The organism is Planococcus maritimus, assembly GCF_001592825.1.
GTDB lineage: Bacteria > Bacillota > Bacilli > Bacillales_A > Planococcaceae > Planococcus > Planococcus maritimus_C.
Map to the genome: position 1 here is coordinate 308331 of NZ_LTZG01000021.1, position 19412 is coordinate 327742.

Consider the following 19412-nt stretch of genomic DNA (forward strand, 5'->3'; position numbering starts at 1 on the left):
TATCCAATAAAAAAACCTAACCATACGTGATGGTTAGGCTTTTTTAGGCATTGTTAAAACTTCTTCATAAGCTTGCTGAAATTTCGTTACATCTCCAGCTCCCATGAAAAGATATACTGCATTATTGTGTTTCGCTAGCTTCTCAACATCTTCTAATGGCAATAGCTGGCTGCCGTCGATTTTCTCTTGAAGGTCCCGAATCGTCAACGTACCCGCTTCTTCCCTCGCAGAACCAAAAATATCGCATAAATAGACATGGTCTGCCTCTTGCAGACAATCAGCAAATTCCTGAAGGAAGGTCTGGGTGCGGCTGAAAGTATGCGGTTGGAAAATCGCGATCAGTTCGCGCTCCGGATATTTCTGGCTTGCCGATTGCAAAGTCGCGCGAATTTCTGTTGGATGATGTGCGTAGTCGTCAATTAGCACGCGATCATCGATGACTGTTTCCGTAAAGCGGCGTTTAACTCCTTCGTAGCTGAGAAATTGGCTTTGGATAATATCCGCAGGAATGCTTTCGTATTGGCAGAGTGAAATAACTGCCAAAGCATTTTGCACAGCATGATCCCCATACATCGGAATAGTGAAAGTATGGAAAAACTCATTGCGGATGACAACATCAAACGTTGTTCCTTCTGTCGATTTGACGATATTGCGTGCTTGGAAATCATTTTCTTCGCCGAAGCCATAGTAGACAACGGGCACTGGCGCTTGAATTTGCTGAAGGTACTCATCATCTCCACAAGCGATAATGCATTTTTTCACTTGCTGCGCCATTTCTTGGAACGCTTTGAAGACATCATCAATGCTCCCGAAATAATCAGGGTGGTCAAAATCGATATTGGTCATGATGGCATAGTCCGGGTGATACGCCAGGAAATGGCGACGGTATTCACACGCCTCGGCCACGAAGAAATGGGATTCTTCCTGCCCTGAGCCCGTACCGTCTCCAATCAGATATGACACGGGTTTATAGCCGTTTAGTACATGTGCCATCAGTCCGGTCGTCGAAGTTTTACCATGTGCGCCTGTGATGGCAACTGAGACGTATTGCTTCATCAAGTCGCCAAGAAATTGATGATATCTAATGATAGTCGCTCCGCTTTCACGGGCTTTTACCAGCTCTGGATGCTCGTCGTTAAACGCATTCCCCGCAATAATTGTCATCTCTTTCGAAATATTTTCGGGATCGAAAGGCAAAATCGTAATGCCTCTTTCGCGCAGCCGTTCTTCTGTGAAGAAATGTTGCGCGATATCAGAGCCTTGCACCGATTCGCCCATATCGTGCATGATTTGGGCGAGCGCGCTCATGCCTGAGCCTTTAATGCCCGTAAAATGTAATACTGTCATAAATGAACCTCCTGTGGGAGTGGAAAATTAGTCTAGTCAAACCGCCTGTGCGGAATCAATAGCCGAGTGGTTTTTCACAATGCTCCGATTATATCACAAAGTGGGGAGGCACTGAAATAATCAATAATTCCTGTAATTTCAGAGACAGCTAGGTTTAACGGAACACTTCTTCAATATCGCTTTCCGTAATTAGCACCGTTCTTGCTTTACTGCCGTTCTGTTCTGAAATGAAACCATATTCTTCGATCAGGTCCATCAAGCGCGCTGCTCGGTTATAACCAATATGGAATTTCCGCTGCAGCAAGGAAGTCGAGGCGCTTCCTTGTGACATGATGAAACGGCAGGCTTCTTCAAACAAATCATCTTGCTCAGAAGGAGACTGGCTGCGCTGCATTAATTCCTCTTCTTTGAAGATATACTCCGGTTGACCTTGTGCACGGACATGATTGATGACTTTTTCGATTTCATCATCTGTTACAAACGTTCCTTGCAAGCGGCTAGGTGCAGCCATGCCATTTCCTAAGTAAAGCATATCTCCGCGTCCAAGAAGTCGTTCTGCCCCTTGAGTATCCAGGATTGTCCGGCTGTCGACTTGAGACGATACCGAGAAAGCAATACGCGTTGGAATATTGGACTTGATCAATCCAGTAATAACATCCACCGACGGACGCTGGGTAGCGATAACTAAATGGATTCCGCAAGCACGTGCTTTTTGTGCAATGCGGCAAATAGAATCTTCTACATCCGATGGTGACATCATCATCAAGTCAGCCAGTTCGTCTATGACGATCAGGATATATGGTAGATGCTGTGCCGGCTGTCCCTTTTCATGGACCAGTTTATTGTAACGATCCAAATCACGGACCCCTGTGTGCGCAAACAGCTGGTAACGGCGTTCCATTTCTTCCACTGCCCACTTCAATGAAGCTGTAGCAGCCTTAACGTCAGTGATGACTGGACTGACCAAGTGTGGAATATGGTTATAAGGAGCTAGTTCGACCATTTTCGGATCAATCAGCAGCATTTTCAAGTCGCGCGGTGATGATTGGTAAAGTAGGCTGACGAGCAGCGAATTGATGCAAACACTTTTGCCTGAGCCTGTAGCTCCTGCGATCAAGCCGTGCGGCATCTTCCGCAAATCAAGCGTCACCGGATTTCCCGCAAGGTCGAGCCCAAGTGCAGCTTCTAGCGGTGAGTCTGAGGCCTTAAAATTGGGGCTTCCGATTACTTCCGATAAGCGTACAGCACGGCTTTGGCGGTTCGGGATCTCGATGCCGATCGAGCTTTTCCCCGGAATCGGTGCTTGTATGCGGATATCCCGCGCAGCGAGCGCCAGCTTCAAGTCGTCGGCCAAATTACGGATTTTGCTAACTTTGATTCCTTGGGCGACACGCAACTCGAAACGAGTAACAGCCGGCCCTTGAACAGTATCGACAATTTCCGCCTTGATCTGAAAATGGGACAAAGCTTCGATTAGGCGTTGGCCCTGTTCTTCCATCCAAGTTTCATCTTTCAAATCGTTTTCAGGCTTCAGAAGATACTCCTGGCCTGGCAATTGATAGCGCGAATGGCTTCTCTCGTCAGGATTTGCCGTTTCTGTTGCCGTTTTCTCTATTAATGCCGTTTTTTTTTCCGTTGTCGTAGCTAGCGATTGCTTTGGCAACCGTTCTTTATCAGACTTCAGCATTAACACATTAAATGGCACTGTCCGTTCTTTTTTGCCTTTGCTTGGCGATTTCGCCTGCGGCAATACCGTTTTCGGCTCCGGGCTATGTACCAGTTCTTTCTCGCTTGCTTCCAGCTCGGCCATCTCTGTTTCTGTTTCTAATTCTGCTTTTGTATCCGTTTCCACTGTTGTTTCTGACAGCGCTTCGGCTTCAGGCAGCCCAGAAGTTACCGGTACGTTGCTTTGTTTGACCTCTTGGTCGAACGTATCATCCGTTTTCTCGACATTGCCGACCGTTAAATTTTCCGGTGATTCAGGTTTTGAGTCTGCTGCTTCGTAAACTGTCTCATCTGTTTTTTCCGGCTGGCTTGCGGATTTTTGATTTTTCGGCAACAAGTCCTGTAAGCTGCGGTCCGCCCACTCATAATGAGGTTCAGGCTTTTTTTCCGTTGCCTGGCTATCTCCCGCTTCTGTGTTTACATTTGTTTTTTCATCGGCAACTGAAGTTTCTAGCGTATGCTCTTTATGTTCTTTTGGCTTATTAACCGTCGTTTTCGTACCAGTTTCAGATTTATTCACTTGCGGTAAGCGGTCATCGCTTTTTTTGTACAGTTCCTGCAAGCTGCGTTGGGACCAGTCATTTTTGCGTTCTAGTTCTGCCCTCTTTTTCGCTTCCTGTTCCAATAATTCATCAATTGGTGTCGGGCGGTCTGTGAAGCCGTGGACAGGCGATGCTACACGCGTTGGCTGGAAACGTCTTGTCGTGTTGCCCGGAAGGTCAAGGCCTTGCGGTTCAGCTGTTTTCGGCACATGAGGACGTTTTTTCTTATTGCGTCCTGCGTTGGGTTTTGGCAATTTGCCACTTGGTTCTAAGGCATCCAGCTCATATGTTTTTTCTTCTGCCTCTTTTGGTGTTCCGTCAAAACGTGGCTTTTCTTCCCGACGTTCGGGTTTACGGTTGTCCATAGGCAAGCCTTTTGCTTCATCGTCAGAAATAAGCGGAAATCGGAATGGGGCAGGTTTGCTTTCCTGCTTTTCCGGTTCAGCATTTGGCGCTTGGTCGTTACGGGCCAATGGCTTTTCTTCAGTTTCCGTTTCTTCTGTGAACATTTTATTCCACATATTTTTCATCCAGCTCATCGTTACACCTTCATTTCAAATGGAGATCCTGTTTGTACATCTTCCGACAATACCAAAATTCCCTTTTCAGCCGGTGCATCCGGCAAAGCCAATTCTTTCGCTGAGCAAATCATGCCACTAGAAGCGATGCCGCGCAGTTCCGCATCGCGGATGACCATACCTGAAGGCATGACTGCACCCACTTTGGCAACGACTACTTTTTGGCCAGCCTCGACATTTGGCGCGCCACAAACAATTTGCAAGGTTTCTTCACCAACCGCTACTTGGCACACATTCAATTTGTCAGCATTCGGATGCTTGTCTTTCGACTCAACATAGCCGACCACAAATTTAGGTGTCAAATCGACTTCTAGCGTATGGGAGACACCGTTTTTCTCCAATGCATTTTGAAGTGCAGTCACTAAGGACTCAGTCACTTCTACAGGCTGTCCTTCTGGAAGATCCACATAATCGCTTGCTTGGAACAAATTGAACCCGGCAATCTCTTGCTGTTCATTTTTGATCAAAGTCACATCTCCAAATTGTTCCGTATGGATTTTTTCTGGTTTTTCCAACATTAATTGGACGAGCAGCACATCGCCGACGCCTTGTTTATTATAAAATGCATTCATTTTTTATCGTTCTCCTTCTCGGGTCTGTTTTTCGCTAAGATGAATATCGGTTCAAGCGCCTCGTTTTCATAGACGAACGACAAGGACGTAATCGGTACTTTGCCATTCGTGAAGAAATGCATCGCCATCTGGGCTAGCACATCATATCCGGCTTCGTTGCGGATATCCCCGATGATCAAGACGTCTTGATGGGGGACCGATACAGTCATATCCCCTTGGACTTTCTTTTTCATGTCTTTCAGAAATGATTCGTTCAAAATGCGCGTGGCATCATAGCCATCGTTTTCATTTAGGAAGTAGAAGACATTTCCTGCGACGTGGTCTTCTTTGACCGCCGTCTTCAACTTCTTCACTTGGAATTTAGCGATTTCCTGGACTTGTTCGCTTGTCATCCCCAGGGTCTCCAAAACCTTTTCATCAATCAGGCGGTAAGTCGTTCCTGCATCGAGCGCATAATAAACCCGTGTTTCCGCGGTGTGCGGAGATGTCAGAAAACGATGGCCTTCACGGGATTCCTCAGGAAAGGAAGTCGAGCGGATGACTGGGTAAATATGCTGTTCGTCCGGCAATTCCCCGACTGACTCACGTTCCATCGCATTGAAAGTTTCGGAAATGGTATAGGTGATTTCTTCGATCGCTGCGTCACCTTTCGTTTCAAAACGGTTGATCACTTGCGGCAAGGAAATGGTCATGCCTTTCCCTAGCTTTTTATGTCTAACATTCGCGATATCTTTTTGGCGGTCCAATGTCCAGTTCAACTGGTCATTTGCAACCCGCTCTTTCAGTATAGTAAATAACTCGGCGGATTTCATTCCTATTTTCCTCCTTTTCACAAACAAACGGTTCATCCTGCACACAGGAGAACCGTTTTCCCTTTTATTTCGACAGGTTGGAGATAAACGATTCAATTTCCCCCTGTGTTTTACGGTCACGGCTGACAAAGCGCCCTTGCTCCTCGCCGCCACGGAATCCAAGAAAACTTGGAATTCCATAAATATCTTTTTCGATGCATAGATCGATGAACTCATCCCGGTCGACCGAGATAAACGTATAGTCAGAGAATTTCTTTTCGATTTCAGGCATGATGGGATCGATCACCCGGCAATCCGGGCACCATCCTGCAGTAAACATGAAGATGACGTCTTCCGTATTCGCCAAGTTCGTGAATTGTTCGGCAGATTGTAATTTTTCCATGTGGTTCACTCCTCTTGAGCGGCTTCGATGGAACGGGTCGTTTTCATCATCCATTCCATTTGGCTTCGAAGCGCTGCTTGCTCTGTAATCGTTGATAGTTTGGCGCCTCCAGAACTGACGACCAATTCGTAGCGGTCTTCTGCAATGGCCCGGACCGTGACGAAACCAAAACGGCCATGCTGGCTGAATTTCTCATCTGTAAGCCAGGTCTCTTCCGGATTCGCTTTTTGCAGATCATAAAAGAACGTGCTGTCTGGTGCTTCGTTTGGATTGAGAGACAACGCAAACGCTTGGCTGCCGCGGGTGATCAAGACATTGTGATCATCTGAAGGCTGTTCCACTTCATAGCCACCAGGAACATACAACTCCGTGTCGCCGGCTGCCTCATTCGGTTCCGGCGCCTCCTGTTCGAATACCGCTCTGGCAGTTGAGATGCCTTCTGCCAGGTCGTCCTCAGGGCTGACGCAGCCAGCGAGGATCAAAACTGATGAACACAATATTGTTTGCAAACCCAATCGACGCACAGCATTTCCCCCACTTTTTTCTCCATTTGCTTCCCGTTGTCAAAATAATGCCGGGAAATAGACAAACTTGTTTAAGCATTTCTTTTCTAGCTATATTTTAAAGATGTTTAGTAGCACATGCAACTTAATCGCTGTTTGCTTGCCATTGCCCAAACAATAAGACGACGATTTGAGAAAATAACTCGACGCGGTTGAGATTGCCAGCCGTCAAAATGCCAATAGCGCCTTTGTGTTGGCGAATGCCGGTTTCTTGCGCGTAGCGATCCATCACGGGACCTAGCTCTTCCCCAGCACGCAACGGCTTTTCAATTTCCATAGGTAAAGGCACTTGCGCACCGCCCGCTACATATACCGTACCATCTGACGTGACGAGTGCTCCCCAATTGCATAAATACAATTGCCCATCAAGTTCAAAAACTCCACCTTCCAACCCGATGGCTGCGTCAAAATCTGCAAGAACGTGATGCGCTCGGTTGATTGCACCAGTTCTTGTTTCTTCAATCGAAAAAGGTTGTGCCGAAACGCCTGATTCTGCTGCTTGTTCGATAAGCTCGGCTTGAATGCCTAATTGCTCAAGAGCTGATGAGACAGCCCCAGTTTTCGCCGGATTGGTCGAGGCGACGCCTATTTTCATGTTTTTCTCTCCTTTTCATCGTGTTGAATGTTTATTTCTAGCCAGATAAAAAGCGGCCCGGGGGCCGCTTTTTATTAGACGTTTTGTTTGATCGTGTCCATTGTTGATTGGTCTGTCGCTTTCACCAGTTTGACGAGCAGCTCTTTCGCTGCTGCATAATCATCGGTGTGGATGACCGATGCCGAGGTGTGGATATAGCGAGAGCAAATGCCGATAACAGAACTCGGGATCCCTTCGTTAGCGATGTGGACCTTCCCTGCATCTGTACCGCCTTGAGAGACAAAATACTGGTATGGGATGTTGTGCGTTTCGGCTGTATCCAAAATGAATTCGCGCATGCCGCGATGCGTAACCATTGTGCGGTCGAGAATTCGCAAAAGCGCTCCTTGGCCGAGCTGGCCGAATTCATTTTTATCGCCTGTCGCATCGTTTGCCGGGCTTGCATCAAGTGCATAGAAAATGTCTGGCTGGATTAGGTTCGCTGCTGTTTGTGCACCGCGCAGTCCGACTTCTTCCATAACCGTCGCACCGGAGAACAATTGGTTCGGCAAAGACTCGCCTTGCAGTTCTTTCAATAATTCAATCGATAAGCCGCAGCCATAGCGATTGTCCCAGGCTTTTGCCATGATCTTTTTGTCATTGGCCATTGGCGTGAACGGGCTGAACGGGATGATTTGCTGTCCAGGACGGATCCCCATCGACAGCGCATCATCTTTATCGTCTGCACCGATATCAATCAGCATGTTTTTGATGTCCATCGGCTTTTGGCGCGTCGCCTCATCCAACAAATGTGGAGGGATCGACCCGACGACACCTGGAATGGTGCGCTCGCTCGTAATGACATCGACGCGCATAGCCAACATGACTTGATTCCACCAACCGCCAAGTGGCTGGAAGCGCAGCATGCCGTTGTCGGTGATTTGCGTGACCATAAAGCCGACTTCGTCCATATGGCCTGCCACCATAACACGTGGGCTGCCTTCTGGGCCTTTTTTGACGCCAAAAATGCTGCCGAGATTATCCTGGATCAGTTCGTCTGAATATTTTTCGAGCTCGCTTCGCATGAATTTTCGTACTGCATATTCATTGCCTGGCGCTCCCGGAAGTTCCGTTAAAGTTTTAAACATTGCTCTTGTATCCTGGTTCATTTTGGTTCCCCCTTAATCTAATAAGTACATGCATCCTTTACCAGTTTAGAGGTTTTGCCCACTGAATGCCAGTTCAGCTAGTTCGATTGACGAAATATTTAGAGTCCTTATCGTTCTTCACGTGCATTTTTCTTCTTTATGGTACAATTTAGCCAGAATGCAAAGGAGGGGTTTTCATGAAAAATCGTGATTTGCTCATTGGATTTGCTGCCGGCGCAGCCGCAGCTTATATCGCTAAGGAAGTTTACGAAAACAAACAAACGCTTTATCCGGCTGACGATGTGTTGAAAAAAGTTAAACAGTCTTTTAAAGAGGAAGGCCCGATCGACGGTTCATGGATCTTTATGAAAACCGAACCTTACAACCAACATGCGGTCAAGACTGATGTCTATAAAGGCGGCATCACACGTCATCGGGACGATGAACTTGAGCAATATGAGTTCTTGGCCGACGCTTATACAGGCGCTGTCCTAGAAGTCACCAAATCATAAAAAATGCCCTGCGATATAGCCGCAGGGCATTTTTTATTCAAACACTTTTTCTTTACGTTCCAAAGCATCAACGACTTCTTTTCCATCCTCAGTCCATTTGATGAGGCGGTAAAAGGCATCGTGATAGAAGCTAAAATAGAAATTGCCCGGCAAGGCCTCTTTCATCAGCTTGTCTTTTGCATAGATAGAGTCCATCGGATAATCGTCAAACGCCAATACCCAAAGCGGGTTTTGGTGCGCATGGGTCGGCATAATGTCGCCCATATGGAGAACCGTCTCTCCGTTTTGCTCAAATTTAATGACGCTATGGCCGTTTGAATGCCCACCTGTATGGATCATGGTGATCGCATCGAAAATGGTCATTTCGTCAGTAAAGGTTTCGACCTGGCTGATAATCGGCTCCCAGTTTTCTTTCCAATACGTATTGCGTGAGCGGATATTCGGGTTTTGCATTTCCTCCCATTCCACTGCCGATACGTAAATTTTCGCATTCGGGAACGCCGAGACATACGCTTCGCCTTGTTTTTTCGTCAAGCCAGCCGCATGATCGCCGTGAAGGTGTGTCATCAATACCGTGTCAATATCGCCTGAAGACAGACCCAGTTCTTCTAGCTCTTCTTCTACACGCGATTCCGAGGAAACGCCCAAATTGCGCTTTTGGCGCTCGGTCAATTTACCATTGCCAAGGCCGCTGTCGACCAAAATATTATGGCCTTTAAATTGCACCAAAATCGGATGCGTCGGCAATTCGATTTGATTGTGCTCATTTACAGGATAGCGTTTTGACCATACTACTTTGGGAACAACGCCGAACATCGTGCCCCCGTCGAGCCACGTCGTTCCCCCATCAAGCCAAGTTAACTCCATATCGTGAAATTGAAATTTCTGCATACAAACTCCCCCTTATGAGTTGATGTTACGCTTGGAATTTCGCCTCCAGCCGGTAGATCGGCTGCCCTTTTTTCAAAAATTTCTCTTCATATTCCGTCATAATATTCCATTCCGGTTCGTTGGCATGAAGGTCCAATGATACATCCTTCAATAACATACCATATTCGGAAATACTTGTGAGCGAATATTCAAAAAGCCCTCGATTATCGGTTTTGAAATGAATTTCGCCGCCTTCTGGTAACACGCGTTCATATAGTTTCAGGAAACTTTCGTGCGTCAATCGGCGTTTCGCGTGGCGAGTTTTTGGCCAAGGATCCGAAAAATTCAAGTAAACACGACCGATTTCGCTCGCTTCAAAAAAAGTTTCAAGCTCTTGCGCATTCACTTGCAACAGGCGCAAGTTTGGGATGCCGTCTTCTGGCTCGAGCGCCCCTTGAAGAGCTGTCACAATCACGCTTTCGAACAACTCAATACCAATATAATTGATATCCGGATTGGCTTGTGCCATTCCCGTAATGAAACGGCCTTTTCCGCTTCCGGCTTCGATGTGGATCGGATGGTCATTGCCGAACTCCTCGTGCCACTTGCCTTTCAGTGTTTCCGGATTCGGAATGACGATTTCCGGATGGGCTTCGATCAATTCTGCAGCCCATGGCTTGTATCTTGCTCTCATGTATAGACATCCTCTTTCTGGTTATAATTTTGCTTGTTGCCATTGTTTGGCGGATACGCGAAATTCAAGTTCTTCTTTTACAGACGCCATTTCTGCCTCATCGCCGTCCATATGGCGCGGCACTGGGCGGTCCACGGCGAGTACAAAACACTTTCCGCTGAACTGCACGACTTCCGAAAAATTCGTATGGCTTCCGCTAAATACCGTACCAAAAACAGCCAGCAGTTTCAATCTCGGCAAGCCGTGGACGACCGTCAATTCTAGCAGGCCGTCATGAACTGACGAGTAAGGTGAAATTTTCATCCCTCCACCGAAATACGGCTGGTTGCTGACGGTGGCGAGCCATACATCATCAAAATGGTGAACCGCTTCATTCGCTTCGACCGTCAGTTGAAATTTCTGGAATGTAAACAAGGTCTTTATGACAAAAATCAAATAGGCCAGTTTGCCAAGCCGGATTTTATTCAGCCATCGTTTCATGCGTGAGTGATTGACGGCTTGAGCAACAGCCGCATCAAAGCCGATTCCTGAACTGCTGGCAAATAGCTGCTCCGTTGTGCCCGTCACTTGGCCGATGTCGGTCGCTAATGCAGCTGGGCTTTCTATGTATCGCTGAATTTCCTGCGCATTGGAGAAGCAGCCGAACGTCCTGGCGAAATCATTGCCCGATCCTGCAGGTACCGAAGCGATAATTAATTGCCCTGCACCGGATGCCGCCGCGGCAATTTCTCGCATCGTGCCGTCTCCACCAAAACCTATCACTAGGCTTTTGTCCGGCTGTGCTGCCAACTGGCTGACCAATTGAAAGGCATGCCCAGAGAACTGTGTGATAAATGCTTCGTGTGGAAAGTCGATCGTTTTGACAAACTTGTGCCATTTCAAGAGTGCCGCGCCGTTTCCAGCTTGTGGGTTGATGATAAAGATAATTTTCATATGGATGTGCCGGACGCTCAAGCGTCGCCTTTCAACGAATAAGTTTGAATTTCCCTGTAACGAGGGGTTTTCTGCGGATGAATTTCGAATAAAGAAAATGAGTCGACCGGAAATTCCAGGTCTTCAAGCATCCAATTTTCCGGCAAGCTTCCGCCTCTCCAACGGCTGGCTAGCGTGATATGCGGGACAAATGGTTTCGGGTCTGTAGCAAGCGCCAATGGCTCTAGTTGCTGCTCCACAGCACGTTGAAGTCCCATCAACTTTGGGCAGTCCGCAAGCGCTGCATAGACGATGCGTGGGGTTTCCGGGTTGCCGAATGTCTTTACGCCAGCAAGTTTCAAGCGAAATGACGCTTGGTCAATTTTTCCGAGCCGCTCGGCAATCTCCTGTAGTTCATCGAAACGGTCTTCGCCGATAAACACCAAGGTAATATGCATATCGCCCGGCGGTGTCAGGCGCTTATGTGTGGACAAATTCCAGGAATCTCTCGCTTGCCCGATTTGCTGTGCAATTTGCTGGGGAATTCGGATACCGATAAAATAATGCGTACTCATGGTCATCACCTCACTTCATTATAACTGACAAGCGCAAAAAAAGGACCGGCTGTTTGCCGGTCCCGGGATTGAATAATAAGTGCAGGAATCAGGAAATGACACCCAATTTGATCCGCGCTTCAAAAGCTTGTTGCAGTTTGCGCGTCAACTCGCCAGGTGTACCGTCCGCTATTTTCTGTCCAGAAATCTCGATGACCGGCATAACTTCCGAGGTCGTAGATGACATGAAGAATTCATCCATCTCAAGTGCCTGCTGTTTAGTGAACGCCGTTTCCACTACATCAATGTCAAGCTCTTCGCAAAGTTCGAAAATGACGCGTCTTGTGATGCCGTTCAGGATCAAGTTCGTCGCTGGATGAGTGTAGAGTACCCCGTCTTTAATGCCGTACATATTCGAAGACGAGCCTTCTGTTACGGTATCGCCACGGTGAAGAATCGCTTCGAAATAGCCTTCTTCAGAAGCCTGCTGTTTCGCGAGCACATTACCAAGCAAGTTTAAGCTCTTGATATCACAGCGCAACCAGCGCATGTCTTCGAGCAGCAACGCTTTCACTCCGTTTTCCATAGCTTCCACCGGGCGTTCGACCGATTTCGTGTAACCGACAACAACCGGCTCTGCACTTTCCGGGAATTGATGATTGCGCGGAGCCGCTCCCCGGGTGATTTGAACATACACTTGGCCATTGTCGATTTGGTTCAATTCGACCAAGTCGTGCAGCATCTTATGAAATACGTCTTTCGTGTAAGGAACCGTAATGCGAATTTTCTCTGCACTGGCATAAAAGCGGTCGATGTGTTCGGTTGCGGTAAACAAATCTCCTTCGTACACGCGGATTACTTCATAAATGCCGTCTCCGAACTGATAGCCGCGATCTTCTTTTGAAATTTCTACATCCTGTTCTTTTACCGTTTCCCCATTGAACAAAATCCATTCCATTGCCATTCCTTCTTTCCTGTCGTTATTTGCAAGCCAATTGATAGATGGCTTCTGCATAGATGGCTGTAGCTTTTACTAAATTGTCGATATCAACGAATTCATCCGCTTGATGCGCAACATCCGGTTCTCCAGGAAACAACATGCCAAAAGCAACTCCTTTATCGAGCACGCGGGCATATGTGCCGCCACCGATCGCCAATAAGTCTGCGTGTTCACCGGTTTGTTTTTCGTATGACTGCTGTAATGTTTTGATAAATGGATCATTTGCATCTACATAGTGCGGCCTCGAATTTGATACTATATCTACCTTAACGCCTTCTAATTCATGGCCAGCCATCCATTCATCGAATGGGCAACTGACCGAATAACGCATGCTGACGCGTACATCCGCTCGCTCTCCTGCCTTGTAGCGCATGATGCTGGCATTGAAAGTCGTATCACCTGAGGCCTCATCTGTATAGTCAAGCCCAAGCTTTCTTCCCCTGGAATCACCGCTGAAATATTGGGCGATAAAGCGGGTAAATACCGCTCCGTCTTGCGTCACTTTATCCTGCAAAAACTTCGCGAGCAAAATACCCGCATTGACGCCGGCATCTGGCTCCATCGCGTGTGCCGATTTGCCGTAAAGAGTCAAAACGGTTTCATCAGCTATGTGTTCGCAATCGCCCGAGACCTGTTCCGCTTCACAAAATTCCCGGAATGCTGAATCGATTTCATCGGATGCCAGCCCCACTCTTGCCACTGCTCGGTCCGGCACCATATTGGTTCGTTCCCCTGAAGTGAACTCCAACAACTCACCTGCATCCCCTGAAGCCAATGAATACTTGATGTCGGCAATGCCTTTTTCCGCATTGATGATCGGAAAATCCGCATCGGGAGCAAAACCGATATCCGGCATTTCTTCCGTCTGAAAATACCGCTCCACACAGCGGAATCCGCTTTCCTCATCTGTACCAATAATCAAACGGACACGGCGCTTGAAATCGTATCCTGCATCTTTGACCATTTTCAGCGCCATCCATGCAGCGATTGTCGGCCCTTTGTCATCAATAGCTCCGCGGCCGAATAGTTTGCCGTCTGCGATTTCACCGGCGAACGGATCTTTTGTCCAGCCGTCTCCAGCCGGAACGACATCTACATGGCCAAGGATCCCGAGAAGTCCTGTCCCTTCGCCAGTTTCCAAATGCCCCGCCACATTATCGACGTTTTTCACTTGGAACCCTGCACGGTCTCCTTTTTCCAAAAACCAATCCAGCGCTTTTCTCACTTCTTTTCCGTAAGGAGCGTCAGGATTTCCAACTTCGCTTAATACGCTCGGAATTGCGATCAACTCCTGCAATTCACTGAGCAATTCTTCTTTACGCCGCTCTGCTTCCTGCTGCCAATCCATGCCTCACACTCCTTTTTGTTATGGCTATTGTACACCTTTTTCAAATAATTTAAAGAACAGCCGGTTATTTTCTGCAAAAACTTTCTATTTCACGCATATTAAGTTCCAGTAAAGAAAACTCGAAATCATGGAATTCGAAACGTTTTTCCGCTATAATCAAATTGTCAGACAAGTCAAATTGACGGATTTTCTAAAAAAAGGAGCTGTCTACCGCTATTATTCCTTAATTGCTGTATACACCACACTCACGCGTCCGCTAGTCTTTGCCATTGGTATTAAAGATGAAGGAGTGGTTCTTAACTTATGAAACCCACAACTGACCGCATGCTCATTCGAATCAAAGACATGTACAAGTACATTCTCGAGAACGGGACTGTGACCACACAGGATCTGGTCGATGAATTCGGCATCACTCCTCGCACCATTCAAAGAGATTTGAATGTGTTGGCCTTTAACGAACTGATCAAAAGTCCGGTTCGGGGCAAATGGACAACGACGGAGAAAAAAGTCAAGATGACATCCTGAAAACAAAGAAAATGACCGCCTAGGCGGTCATTTTCTTTGTTTTAATGTGGCCAATTCTTCTTCGCTCAATTCGCGGTATTCTCCGCTAGCGAGCGATTCATCCAGCGATAGCGGACCCATCGACAAACGCTTTAAAAACACCACTTGTTTGCCGACGCTTTCGAACATGCGCTTGACTTGGTGAAACTTGCCTTCAGTGATGGTCAATTCGATTTCGGATTCTTCTCCGCTGCGTAAAATACGCAGCTTTGCAGGCTTCGTCTCATAGCCATCATCGAGCACGACACCTCGCTCGAATGCCACTGCATCTTCCTCTGTCACCGGGCTATCGATTTTCGCATAATAAGTTTTGTCGACATGCTTTTTCGGCGACAACAGCTCGTGCGACAATTTGCCATCGTTAGTGATTAGCAATAGCCCTTCCGTATCTTTATCGAGTCGCCCAACCGGAAACGGCTCAAAGCGCTTTTCCTCAGGTGTCAGAAGGTCGATAACGGTTTCATCAAAACGGTCTTCTGTCGCGGAAATGACGCCTGGCGGTTTGTTCATCATCAAATAGATGAATTCCCGGTAGACGACCGATTCGCCCCCGACAGACACTTGGTCTAGTTTTTCGTCTACGTGGAATTTAGGGTCACGCACCGTTTCACCGTTGACTTCCACATCTTTCGATTTCAGCAAGATTTTCACTTCTTTTCGTGAGCCAAATCCTGAATTCGATAATAATTTATCGATTCTCATATTGTTTCCTCCTAGAAGCCGAAGCGTCTTGTAATGCGTGTAATTCTCGCTCCGAGCAGCTTCTGGGCAAGGCCTGTCTTCAAGCTGAGGTATCCGTAAACAATCGCGCCTACCCCACCGATCAAGATGATGCGGATCATCGACAAGAATTTATTGTCCATGCCGATCAAGTAATCCAGACCATTCATCGCAAAATATACAGCTAGCGCCATGATGGCATTCAAAATGAGGATCAGTAAAATTCGGCGGAATACCATTTTCGAGCGATAATTCATTGTTCTTGAAATAATGATCATGTTCATCGTAATGGCAACGACATAACCAATGATCGTCGCAGCGATTGCGCCATCCGTTTCAAACCACATGACTAGAGGTGTATTCAGTAACGCCTTCAAGGCTAGGCCGATCACTAAGTTAATGACAATCCATTTTTGCTTATTGATGCCTTGCAAGATGGAAGCAGTCACAGGAAATGCAGCGAACAGAATCGCGACTGGTAAATAATGCGATAAGATCTCCGAACCGATGTCGCTTACTTGGTAAAAGACATGATATAGTTCATCCGATAGCATCGTCATGCCAATGACTGCAGGCAAGGTCAAGAATAAGATTAACTGGAACGATTGGTCCAATGTTTTCGTTACTTGTAGGTGCTCGTTGCGCGTAAAGTGCTTCGTGATGAGCGGGATGAGCGCCATTGAGAAGCCTGTCGCGAGCATGACCGGAATCATGACCAGTTTGTGTGCGGTCAAGTTCAAGATTCCAAGCAAATCCGTTTCCATGATGTTATTGCCAGCTGCCATCGCCCGGTTAAAGGTCATCAAATCGACAAACTGGAATAATGGGTTGGCGATGCCGAGGAAAATGACCGGTACGGCATATAACAGGATCTCACGGTACATATCGCGCAAGCGGACGTCATAGGATTCCACCGACGTCGACAGCAAATGATTATATTCCGGTTTCTTTTTGCGCCAGAAATAATACAAAGTGACAAGTCCGCCAAGTGCACCGATAGCAGCGGACAATACCGCAAACTGAATGGCGGTTTTTGGCGTGCCGTTGAATATGTAAATGACGGCGAATGCCCCGCCGAGCAAGAAGATGATGCGGACGATCTGCTCAATCAATTGCGACACGGCGGTCGGCATCATGTAATTATAGCCTTGGAAAAAGCCGCGCCATAAACTCATGAACGGCACGACGATCAACGCGAAGCTGACCCAGCGGATGGCATCTGCGATATCGCCTACCGAGTAGATAAGCTCATCGTCTGAGATGGTAATACGAGCAAGCGGTTCTGCCAATAGATACAGTGCCAAGAACGACACGAATCCTGTAACCATCATCGTCAATAAGCCTGAACGCAATAATCTCCTCCCGGTTTCATAATCACCGAGTGAATTGTATTTGGCCGTGAACTTGGAAAACGCGATCGGCGCACCGGAAATCGCCAGTGCCAGCATCAAGTTGTACGGGATGTAAGCATACTGGTAAAGCCCGATATTATCTTCTCCCACCATGCTGTAAAACGGGATGATATAGATGACGCCGAGCACTTTCGACAGAAATAAACCCAATGTTAATATAGCTGTTCCTTTAATTAATGAGGACATTTTGCACTCCCTGACTTGTTCAAAATAAAAAGCAATCTACACGATAGTTTACACCTATAGACAAAATTACTCAACGTGTTTTGACTCATCGTGTATACTGAAAAGAAAACGAAAGTGAGTTTTTACTATATGTATGACATCATCATCATCGGCGGCGGCCCTTCCGGCTTAATGGCTTCTATCGCTGCCGCATCAAACGGCAAGCGCGTATTGCTCGTCGAAAAAGGCAAAAAGCTAGGAAAAAAATTAATCATCTCCGGCGGCGGCCGCTGCAATGTGACGAACCGCTTGCCTTTAGAAGAAATCGTCCGCCACATTCCCGGCAACGGACGCTTTATGTACAGCCCGTTCTCCGTCTTTAATAATGAAGACATCATCGAATTTTTCGAGAGCCTCGGTGTGGCGTTAAAAGAAGAAGACCACGGCCGCATGTTTCCGGTGTCCAACCGTGCACAAGACGTCGCTGATGCGATGTTTGGCGAAATGGATAGGCTCGGCGTTGAACGCAAACTGGATTCTCCTGTCAAAAGCCTATTGATGAATGACGATAAAGTGACTGGCATCCGCCTGCACTCCGGGGAGGAATTCGAATCGCTCGCAGTCGTCGTGGCAGTCGGCGGAAAAGCCGTCCCGCAAACTGGATCGACCGGAGATGGCTATCCGTGGGCGGAAAAAGCAGGACACACCGTCACCGACCTCTATCCGACAGAAGTTCCGTTATTGTCGAACGAAGCGTTCATCAAATCACGCGACCTGCAAGGGCTTGCCCTGCGCGACGTTGCCGTTACGGTTTTGAACAAGAAAAACAAAGCACTCGTGACCCACCAAATGGATATGCTATTTACCCATTTCGGCTTGAGCGGCCCAGCTATCTTGCGCTGCAGCCAGTACGTTGTCAAGGAACTGAAGAAAAATGGCGGCCAAGAGGTAACGGTCCGCATCAATTCCATGCCGGATGACAATGCGGAATCAGCTTTCCAGCTATTGAATAAGCTGATGAAAGAAGAACCGAAAAAAGCTTTGAAGAATGTCTGGAAAAGCTTGGCGCAGGAACGCTGGCTGCTGTTCTTGTTGGATCGTGCAGGTATCGATCCGCAATTGACCGGTGCTGAATTGCCGGCGGATAAAGTTCGTTCACTCGCTAGTGAGATGACGGCATTCACGATGACCGTTTCCGGTACGCAGCCGATTGAGAAAGCCTTTGTTACGGGCGGCGGCGTGTCGATTAAGGAAATCGAGCCGAAGACGATGCATTCAAAGAAAAAGCCCGGCTTGTTCTTCTGTGGCGAAATCCTCGACATCCACGGCTATACCGGCGGCTATAATATCACTTCCGCGCTTGTCACTGGTCATGTCGCAGGGAAAAACGCGGCTGAGTTTGCTGCTTCTTATCAAACCGAAAGCCCTATTGCTTAAGCAATGGGCTTTTTTCTTTGGAATGAAGCGAAAAATAATGGGACTTTACTTCTTGACGTATATGGAATCGAAGATAGTGAGTGTTTTCTTGTAGCAATGTTGCTGAACATTGAAGTGAGTTTCTTGTTGGTATTCGCCGCCGTGCTTTGGGTTGGCCTTTGGCAATAAGCCAGAAAGAACGTCTGTCTTATTGCGTCGGCACACCCCTTTACGCTCGGCGGCAAAGAGATTTCATTGTGTGAAGACTGTTTAAGCAGATCAGCTTCTTTAGTCAGTTGCCGCCTAGTGGGGGAATCGCTTCCCTAGTCCAGCTTCGAATAGGATAGCGAGCGCTTTCCTGTATAAATATTATTGAGCATTGGAGTGAATTTCATCTGGATCGTCGCCGCCGTGCTTTGGGTTGGCCTCCTGCAAGAAGCCGAGAAGGACACTCGTCTTCTTGCGTCGGCTCTCCCCTTTACGCTCGGCGGCTAAGAGATTTCATTGAATGAAGACTGTTTAAGCAGATTTGCTTCTTTATTCAGTTGCCGGCTAGCGGGGGAATCGCTTCCTGGGACGCGGCGTCTGGTCATATGATGTTTTATTCGGTCCGCTTTTTATTGTATTCAATAGACGATGACCAGCGATACTTCATTCTTTGACCTGGTTGAAGCAGACTACAGAACATGAATGCACCTCCACTTCTTCTGCTGAGTGAGCTAAAGAAATTAACTTCCACTCTAAACTAGGAGACGGAGCAGAAATGGCTGACTCCTGGGGGACCGAGCGGGCTGGCGAGACAAATGTGCCGCGTTCTTCGGCACATTGGCCGGGCACCCGCCCCATACCCGGGCAGCTGAAAACGCGACGTCCTGTCGCATCAGCTGCATGACTCGCATTCTGCGAGCCCCAAGCAGCCCCCTGCAACGCAGTCGACAAGCGGAAGCTATTCTATATTACTTCGTCAGTTTTATCCCTATTCACTAGTTGCAAAGTGCGATG

Annotated in this window: 20 protein-coding genes; 4 read left to right on the forward strand and 16 right to left on the reverse strand. The window is 47.5% G+C overall.

What is annotated here, in order from left to right; genetic code table 11:
* Nucleotides 1–33: 33 nt before the first annotated feature.
* The 8 genes from murC to AY633_RS11955 form a co-directional block, all read right to left on the reverse strand.
* Complete coding sequence (gene murC / locus AY633_RS11920; protein WP_068488544.1) at nt 34–1347, reverse strand: UDP-N-acetylmuramate--L-alanine ligase; 1314 nt, start codon at nt 1345–1347, stop codon at nt 34–36.
* 154 nt (nt 1348–1501) lie between these two features.
* Entirely contained in the window at nt 1502–4153 is a 2652-nt protein-coding gene (locus AY633_RS16470) for a DNA translocase FtsK (protein WP_068488545.1), read from the reverse strand.
* 2 nt (nt 4154–4155) lie between these two features.
* Nucleotides 4156–4764: a YtpR family tRNA-binding protein gene (gene ytpR / locus AY633_RS11930; protein WP_068488546.1), complete on the reverse strand. Its 609-nt coding sequence runs from the start codon at nt 4762–4764 to the stop codon at nt 4156–4158.
* The gene (locus AY633_RS11935; RefSeq protein ID WP_068488547.1) at nt 4761–5576 is read right to left on the reverse strand and encodes a DUF1444 family protein; all 816 of its coding nucleotides are present in this window, start codon (nt 5574–5576) and stop codon (nt 4761–4763) included. Before AY633_RS11935 ends, ytpR begins: the two co-directional genes overlap by 4 nt.
* Nucleotides 5577–5640: 64 nt before the next feature.
* Nucleotides 5641–5958, reverse strand: coding sequence for a thioredoxin family protein (locus AY633_RS11940; RefSeq protein ID WP_068488548.1), 318 nt, complete (start codon nt 5956–5958; stop codon nt 5641–5643).
* Nucleotides 5959–5963: 5 nt separating this feature from the next.
* Nucleotides 5964–6482 (reverse strand): hypothetical protein, encoded by a 519-nt coding sequence (locus AY633_RS11945; protein ID WP_068488549.1) that lies wholly within the window; start codon nt 6480–6482, stop codon nt 5964–5966.
* A 124-nt stretch (nt 6483–6606) separates the two neighbouring features.
* The gene (locus AY633_RS11950) at nt 6607–7116 is read right to left on the reverse strand and encodes a DUF84 family protein (protein ID WP_068488550.1); all 510 of its coding nucleotides are present in this window, start codon (nt 7114–7116) and stop codon (nt 6607–6609) included.
* Nucleotides 7117–7190: 74 nt separating this feature from the next.
* Nucleotides 7191–8264 (reverse strand): M42 family metallopeptidase, encoded by a 1074-nt coding sequence (locus AY633_RS11955; RefSeq protein ID WP_068488551.1) that lies wholly within the window; start codon nt 8262–8264, stop codon nt 7191–7193.
* 176 nt (nt 8265–8440) lie between these two features.
* Here AY633_RS11955 and AY633_RS11960 point away from each other — a divergent pair, with 176 nt between their 5' ends.
* Nucleotides 8441–8755: a PepSY domain-containing protein gene (locus AY633_RS11960; RefSeq protein WP_068488552.1), complete on the forward strand. Its 315-nt coding sequence runs from the start codon at nt 8441–8443 to the stop codon at nt 8753–8755.
* A gap of 33 nt (nt 8756–8788) precedes the next feature.
* On the opposite strand, the gene AY633_RS11965 is transcribed toward AY633_RS11960, so the two are convergent.
* From AY633_RS11965 to pepV, 6 genes are all read right to left on the reverse strand, one after another.
* A complete protein-coding gene (locus tag AY633_RS11965) occupies nt 8789–9646 on the reverse strand; it encodes a YtnP family quorum-quenching lactonase (protein WP_068488553.1) in 858 nt (285 codons plus the stop codon).
* A gap of 25 nt (nt 9647–9671) precedes the next feature.
* Entirely contained in the window at nt 9672–10319 is a 648-nt protein-coding gene (gene trmB, locus AY633_RS11970) for a tRNA (guanosine(46)-N7)-methyltransferase TrmB (protein ID WP_068461566.1), read from the reverse strand.
* A gap of 21 nt (nt 10320–10340) precedes the next feature.
* Nucleotides 10341–11252, reverse strand: coding sequence for a diacylglycerol/lipid kinase family protein (locus AY633_RS11975; RefSeq protein ID WP_068488594.1), 912 nt, complete (start codon nt 11250–11252; stop codon nt 10341–10343).
* Nucleotides 11253–11269: 17 nt separating this feature from the next.
* Nucleotides 11270–11806: an RNA 2',3'-cyclic phosphodiesterase gene (gene thpR, locus AY633_RS11980; RefSeq protein ID WP_068488595.1), complete on the reverse strand. Its 537-nt coding sequence runs from the start codon at nt 11804–11806 to the stop codon at nt 11270–11272.
* Nucleotides 11807–11894: 88 nt separating this feature from the next.
* Entirely contained in the window at nt 11895–12743 is an 849-nt protein-coding gene (gene dat / locus AY633_RS11985; RefSeq protein ID WP_068488554.1) for a D-amino-acid transaminase, read from the reverse strand.
* Between the two features lie 22 nt (nt 12744–12765).
* On the reverse strand, nt 12766–14133 hold the full coding sequence (gene pepV / locus AY633_RS11990; protein ID WP_068488555.1) for a dipeptidase PepV: 1368 nt from the start codon (nt 14131–14133) through the stop codon (nt 12766–12768).
* A 127-nt stretch (nt 14134–14260) separates the two neighbouring features.
* On the opposite strand from pepV, the gene AY633_RS16650 reads away from it, so the two are divergent.
* Nucleotides 14261–14440 carry a hypothetical protein gene (locus tag AY633_RS16650; protein ID WP_068488556.1) on the forward strand — a complete coding sequence of 60 codons (180 nt, stop codon included), beginning with the start codon at nt 14261–14263 and terminating at the stop codon, nt 14438–14440.
* The gene (locus tag AY633_RS12000; protein WP_058381140.1) at nt 14437–14658 is read left to right on the forward strand and encodes a DeoR family transcriptional regulator; all 222 of its coding nucleotides are present in this window, start codon (nt 14437–14439) and stop codon (nt 14656–14658) included. Before AY633_RS16650 ends, AY633_RS12000 begins: the two co-directional genes overlap by 4 nt.
* Before the next feature lie 27 nt (nt 14659–14685).
* Here the strand turns inward: AY633_RS12000 and AY633_RS12005 are convergent, their stop codons facing one another.
* Both AY633_RS12005 and AY633_RS12010 read right to left on the reverse strand, forming a co-directional pair.
* Nucleotides 14686–15399, reverse strand: a complete 714-nt coding sequence (locus tag AY633_RS12005; RefSeq protein WP_068488557.1) for a pseudouridine synthase — start codon at nt 15397–15399, stop codon at nt 14686–14688.
* A gap of 11 nt (nt 15400–15410) precedes the next feature.
* The gene (locus AY633_RS12010) at nt 15411–17015 is read right to left on the reverse strand and encodes a putative polysaccharide biosynthesis protein (RefSeq protein WP_068488558.1); all 1605 of its coding nucleotides are present in this window, start codon (nt 17013–17015) and stop codon (nt 15411–15413) included.
* A gap of 129 nt (nt 17016–17144) precedes the next feature.
* Here AY633_RS12010 and AY633_RS12015 point away from each other — a divergent pair, with 129 nt between their 5' ends.
* Complete coding sequence (locus tag AY633_RS12015) at nt 17145–18431, forward strand: BaiN/RdsA family NAD(P)/FAD-dependent oxidoreductase (protein WP_068488559.1); 1287 nt, start codon at nt 17145–17147, stop codon at nt 18429–18431.
* The last annotated feature ends 981 nt before the right edge of the window (nt 18432–19412 follow it).

Coding starts and splice junctions, on each gene's coding strand:
- trmB (WP_068461566.1), bottom strand. CDS start 10,319: ATGAGAGCAAGATACAAGCCATGGGCTGCAGAATTGATCGAAGCCCAT.
- AY633_RS12005 (WP_068488557.1), bottom strand. CDS start 15,399: ATGAGAATCGATAAATTATTATCGAATTCAGGATTTGGCTCACGAAAA.
- AY633_RS12010 (WP_068488558.1), bottom strand. CDS start 17,015: ATGTCCTCATTAATTAAAGGAACAGCTATATTAACATTGGGTTTATTT.
- AY633_RS11960 (WP_068488552.1), top strand. CDS start 8,441: ATGAAAAATCGTGATTTGCTCATTGGATTTGCTGCCGGCGCAGCCGCA.
- AY633_RS11955 (WP_068488551.1), bottom strand. CDS start 8,264: ATGAACCAGGATACAAGAGCAATGTTTAAAACTTTAACGGAACTTCCG.
- pepV (WP_068488555.1), bottom strand. CDS start 14,133: ATGGATTGGCAGCAGGAAGCAGAGCGGCGTAAAGAAGAATTGCTCAGT.
- thpR (WP_068488595.1), bottom strand. CDS start 11,806: ATGAGTACGCATTATTTTATCGGTATCCGAATTCCCCAGCAAATTGCA.
- AY633_RS16650 (WP_068488556.1), top strand. CDS start 14,261: ATGGAATTCGAAACGTTTTTCCGCTATAATCAAATTGTCAGACAAGTC.
- AY633_RS11950 (WP_068488550.1), bottom strand. CDS start 7,116: ATGAAAATAGGCGTCGCCTCGACCAATCCGGCGAAAACTGGGGCTGTC.
- AY633_RS11935 (WP_068488547.1), bottom strand. CDS start 5,576: ATGAAATCCGCCGAGTTATTTACTATACTGAAAGAGCGGGTTGCAAAT.
- AY633_RS11975 (WP_068488594.1), bottom strand. CDS start 11,252: ATGAAAATTATCTTTATCATCAACCCACAAGCTGGAAACGGCGCGGCA.
- dat (WP_068488554.1), bottom strand. CDS start 12,743: ATGGAATGGATTTTGTTCAATGGGGAAACGGTAAAAGAACAGGATGTA.
- AY633_RS12000 (WP_058381140.1), top strand. CDS start 14,437: ATGAAACCCACAACTGACCGCATGCTCATTCGAATCAAAGACATGTAC.
- AY633_RS11965 (WP_068488553.1), bottom strand. CDS start 9,646: ATGCAGAAATTTCAATTTCACGATATGGAGTTAACTTGGCTTGATGGG.
- ytpR (WP_068488546.1), bottom strand. CDS start 4,764: ATGAATGCATTTTATAATAAACAAGGCGTCGGCGATGTGCTGCTCGTC.
- AY633_RS11940 (WP_068488548.1), bottom strand. CDS start 5,958: ATGGAAAAATTACAATCTGCCGAACAATTCACGAACTTGGCGAATACG.
- murC (WP_068488544.1), bottom strand. CDS start 1,347: ATGACAGTATTACATTTTACGGGCATTAAAGGCTCAGGCATGAGCGCG.
- AY633_RS12015 (WP_068488559.1), top strand. CDS start 17,145: ATGTATGACATCATCATCATCGGCGGCGGCCCTTCCGGCTTAATGGCT.
- AY633_RS16470 (WP_068488545.1), bottom strand. CDS start 4,153: ATGAGCTGGATGAAAAATATGTGGAATAAAATGTTCACAGAAGAAACG.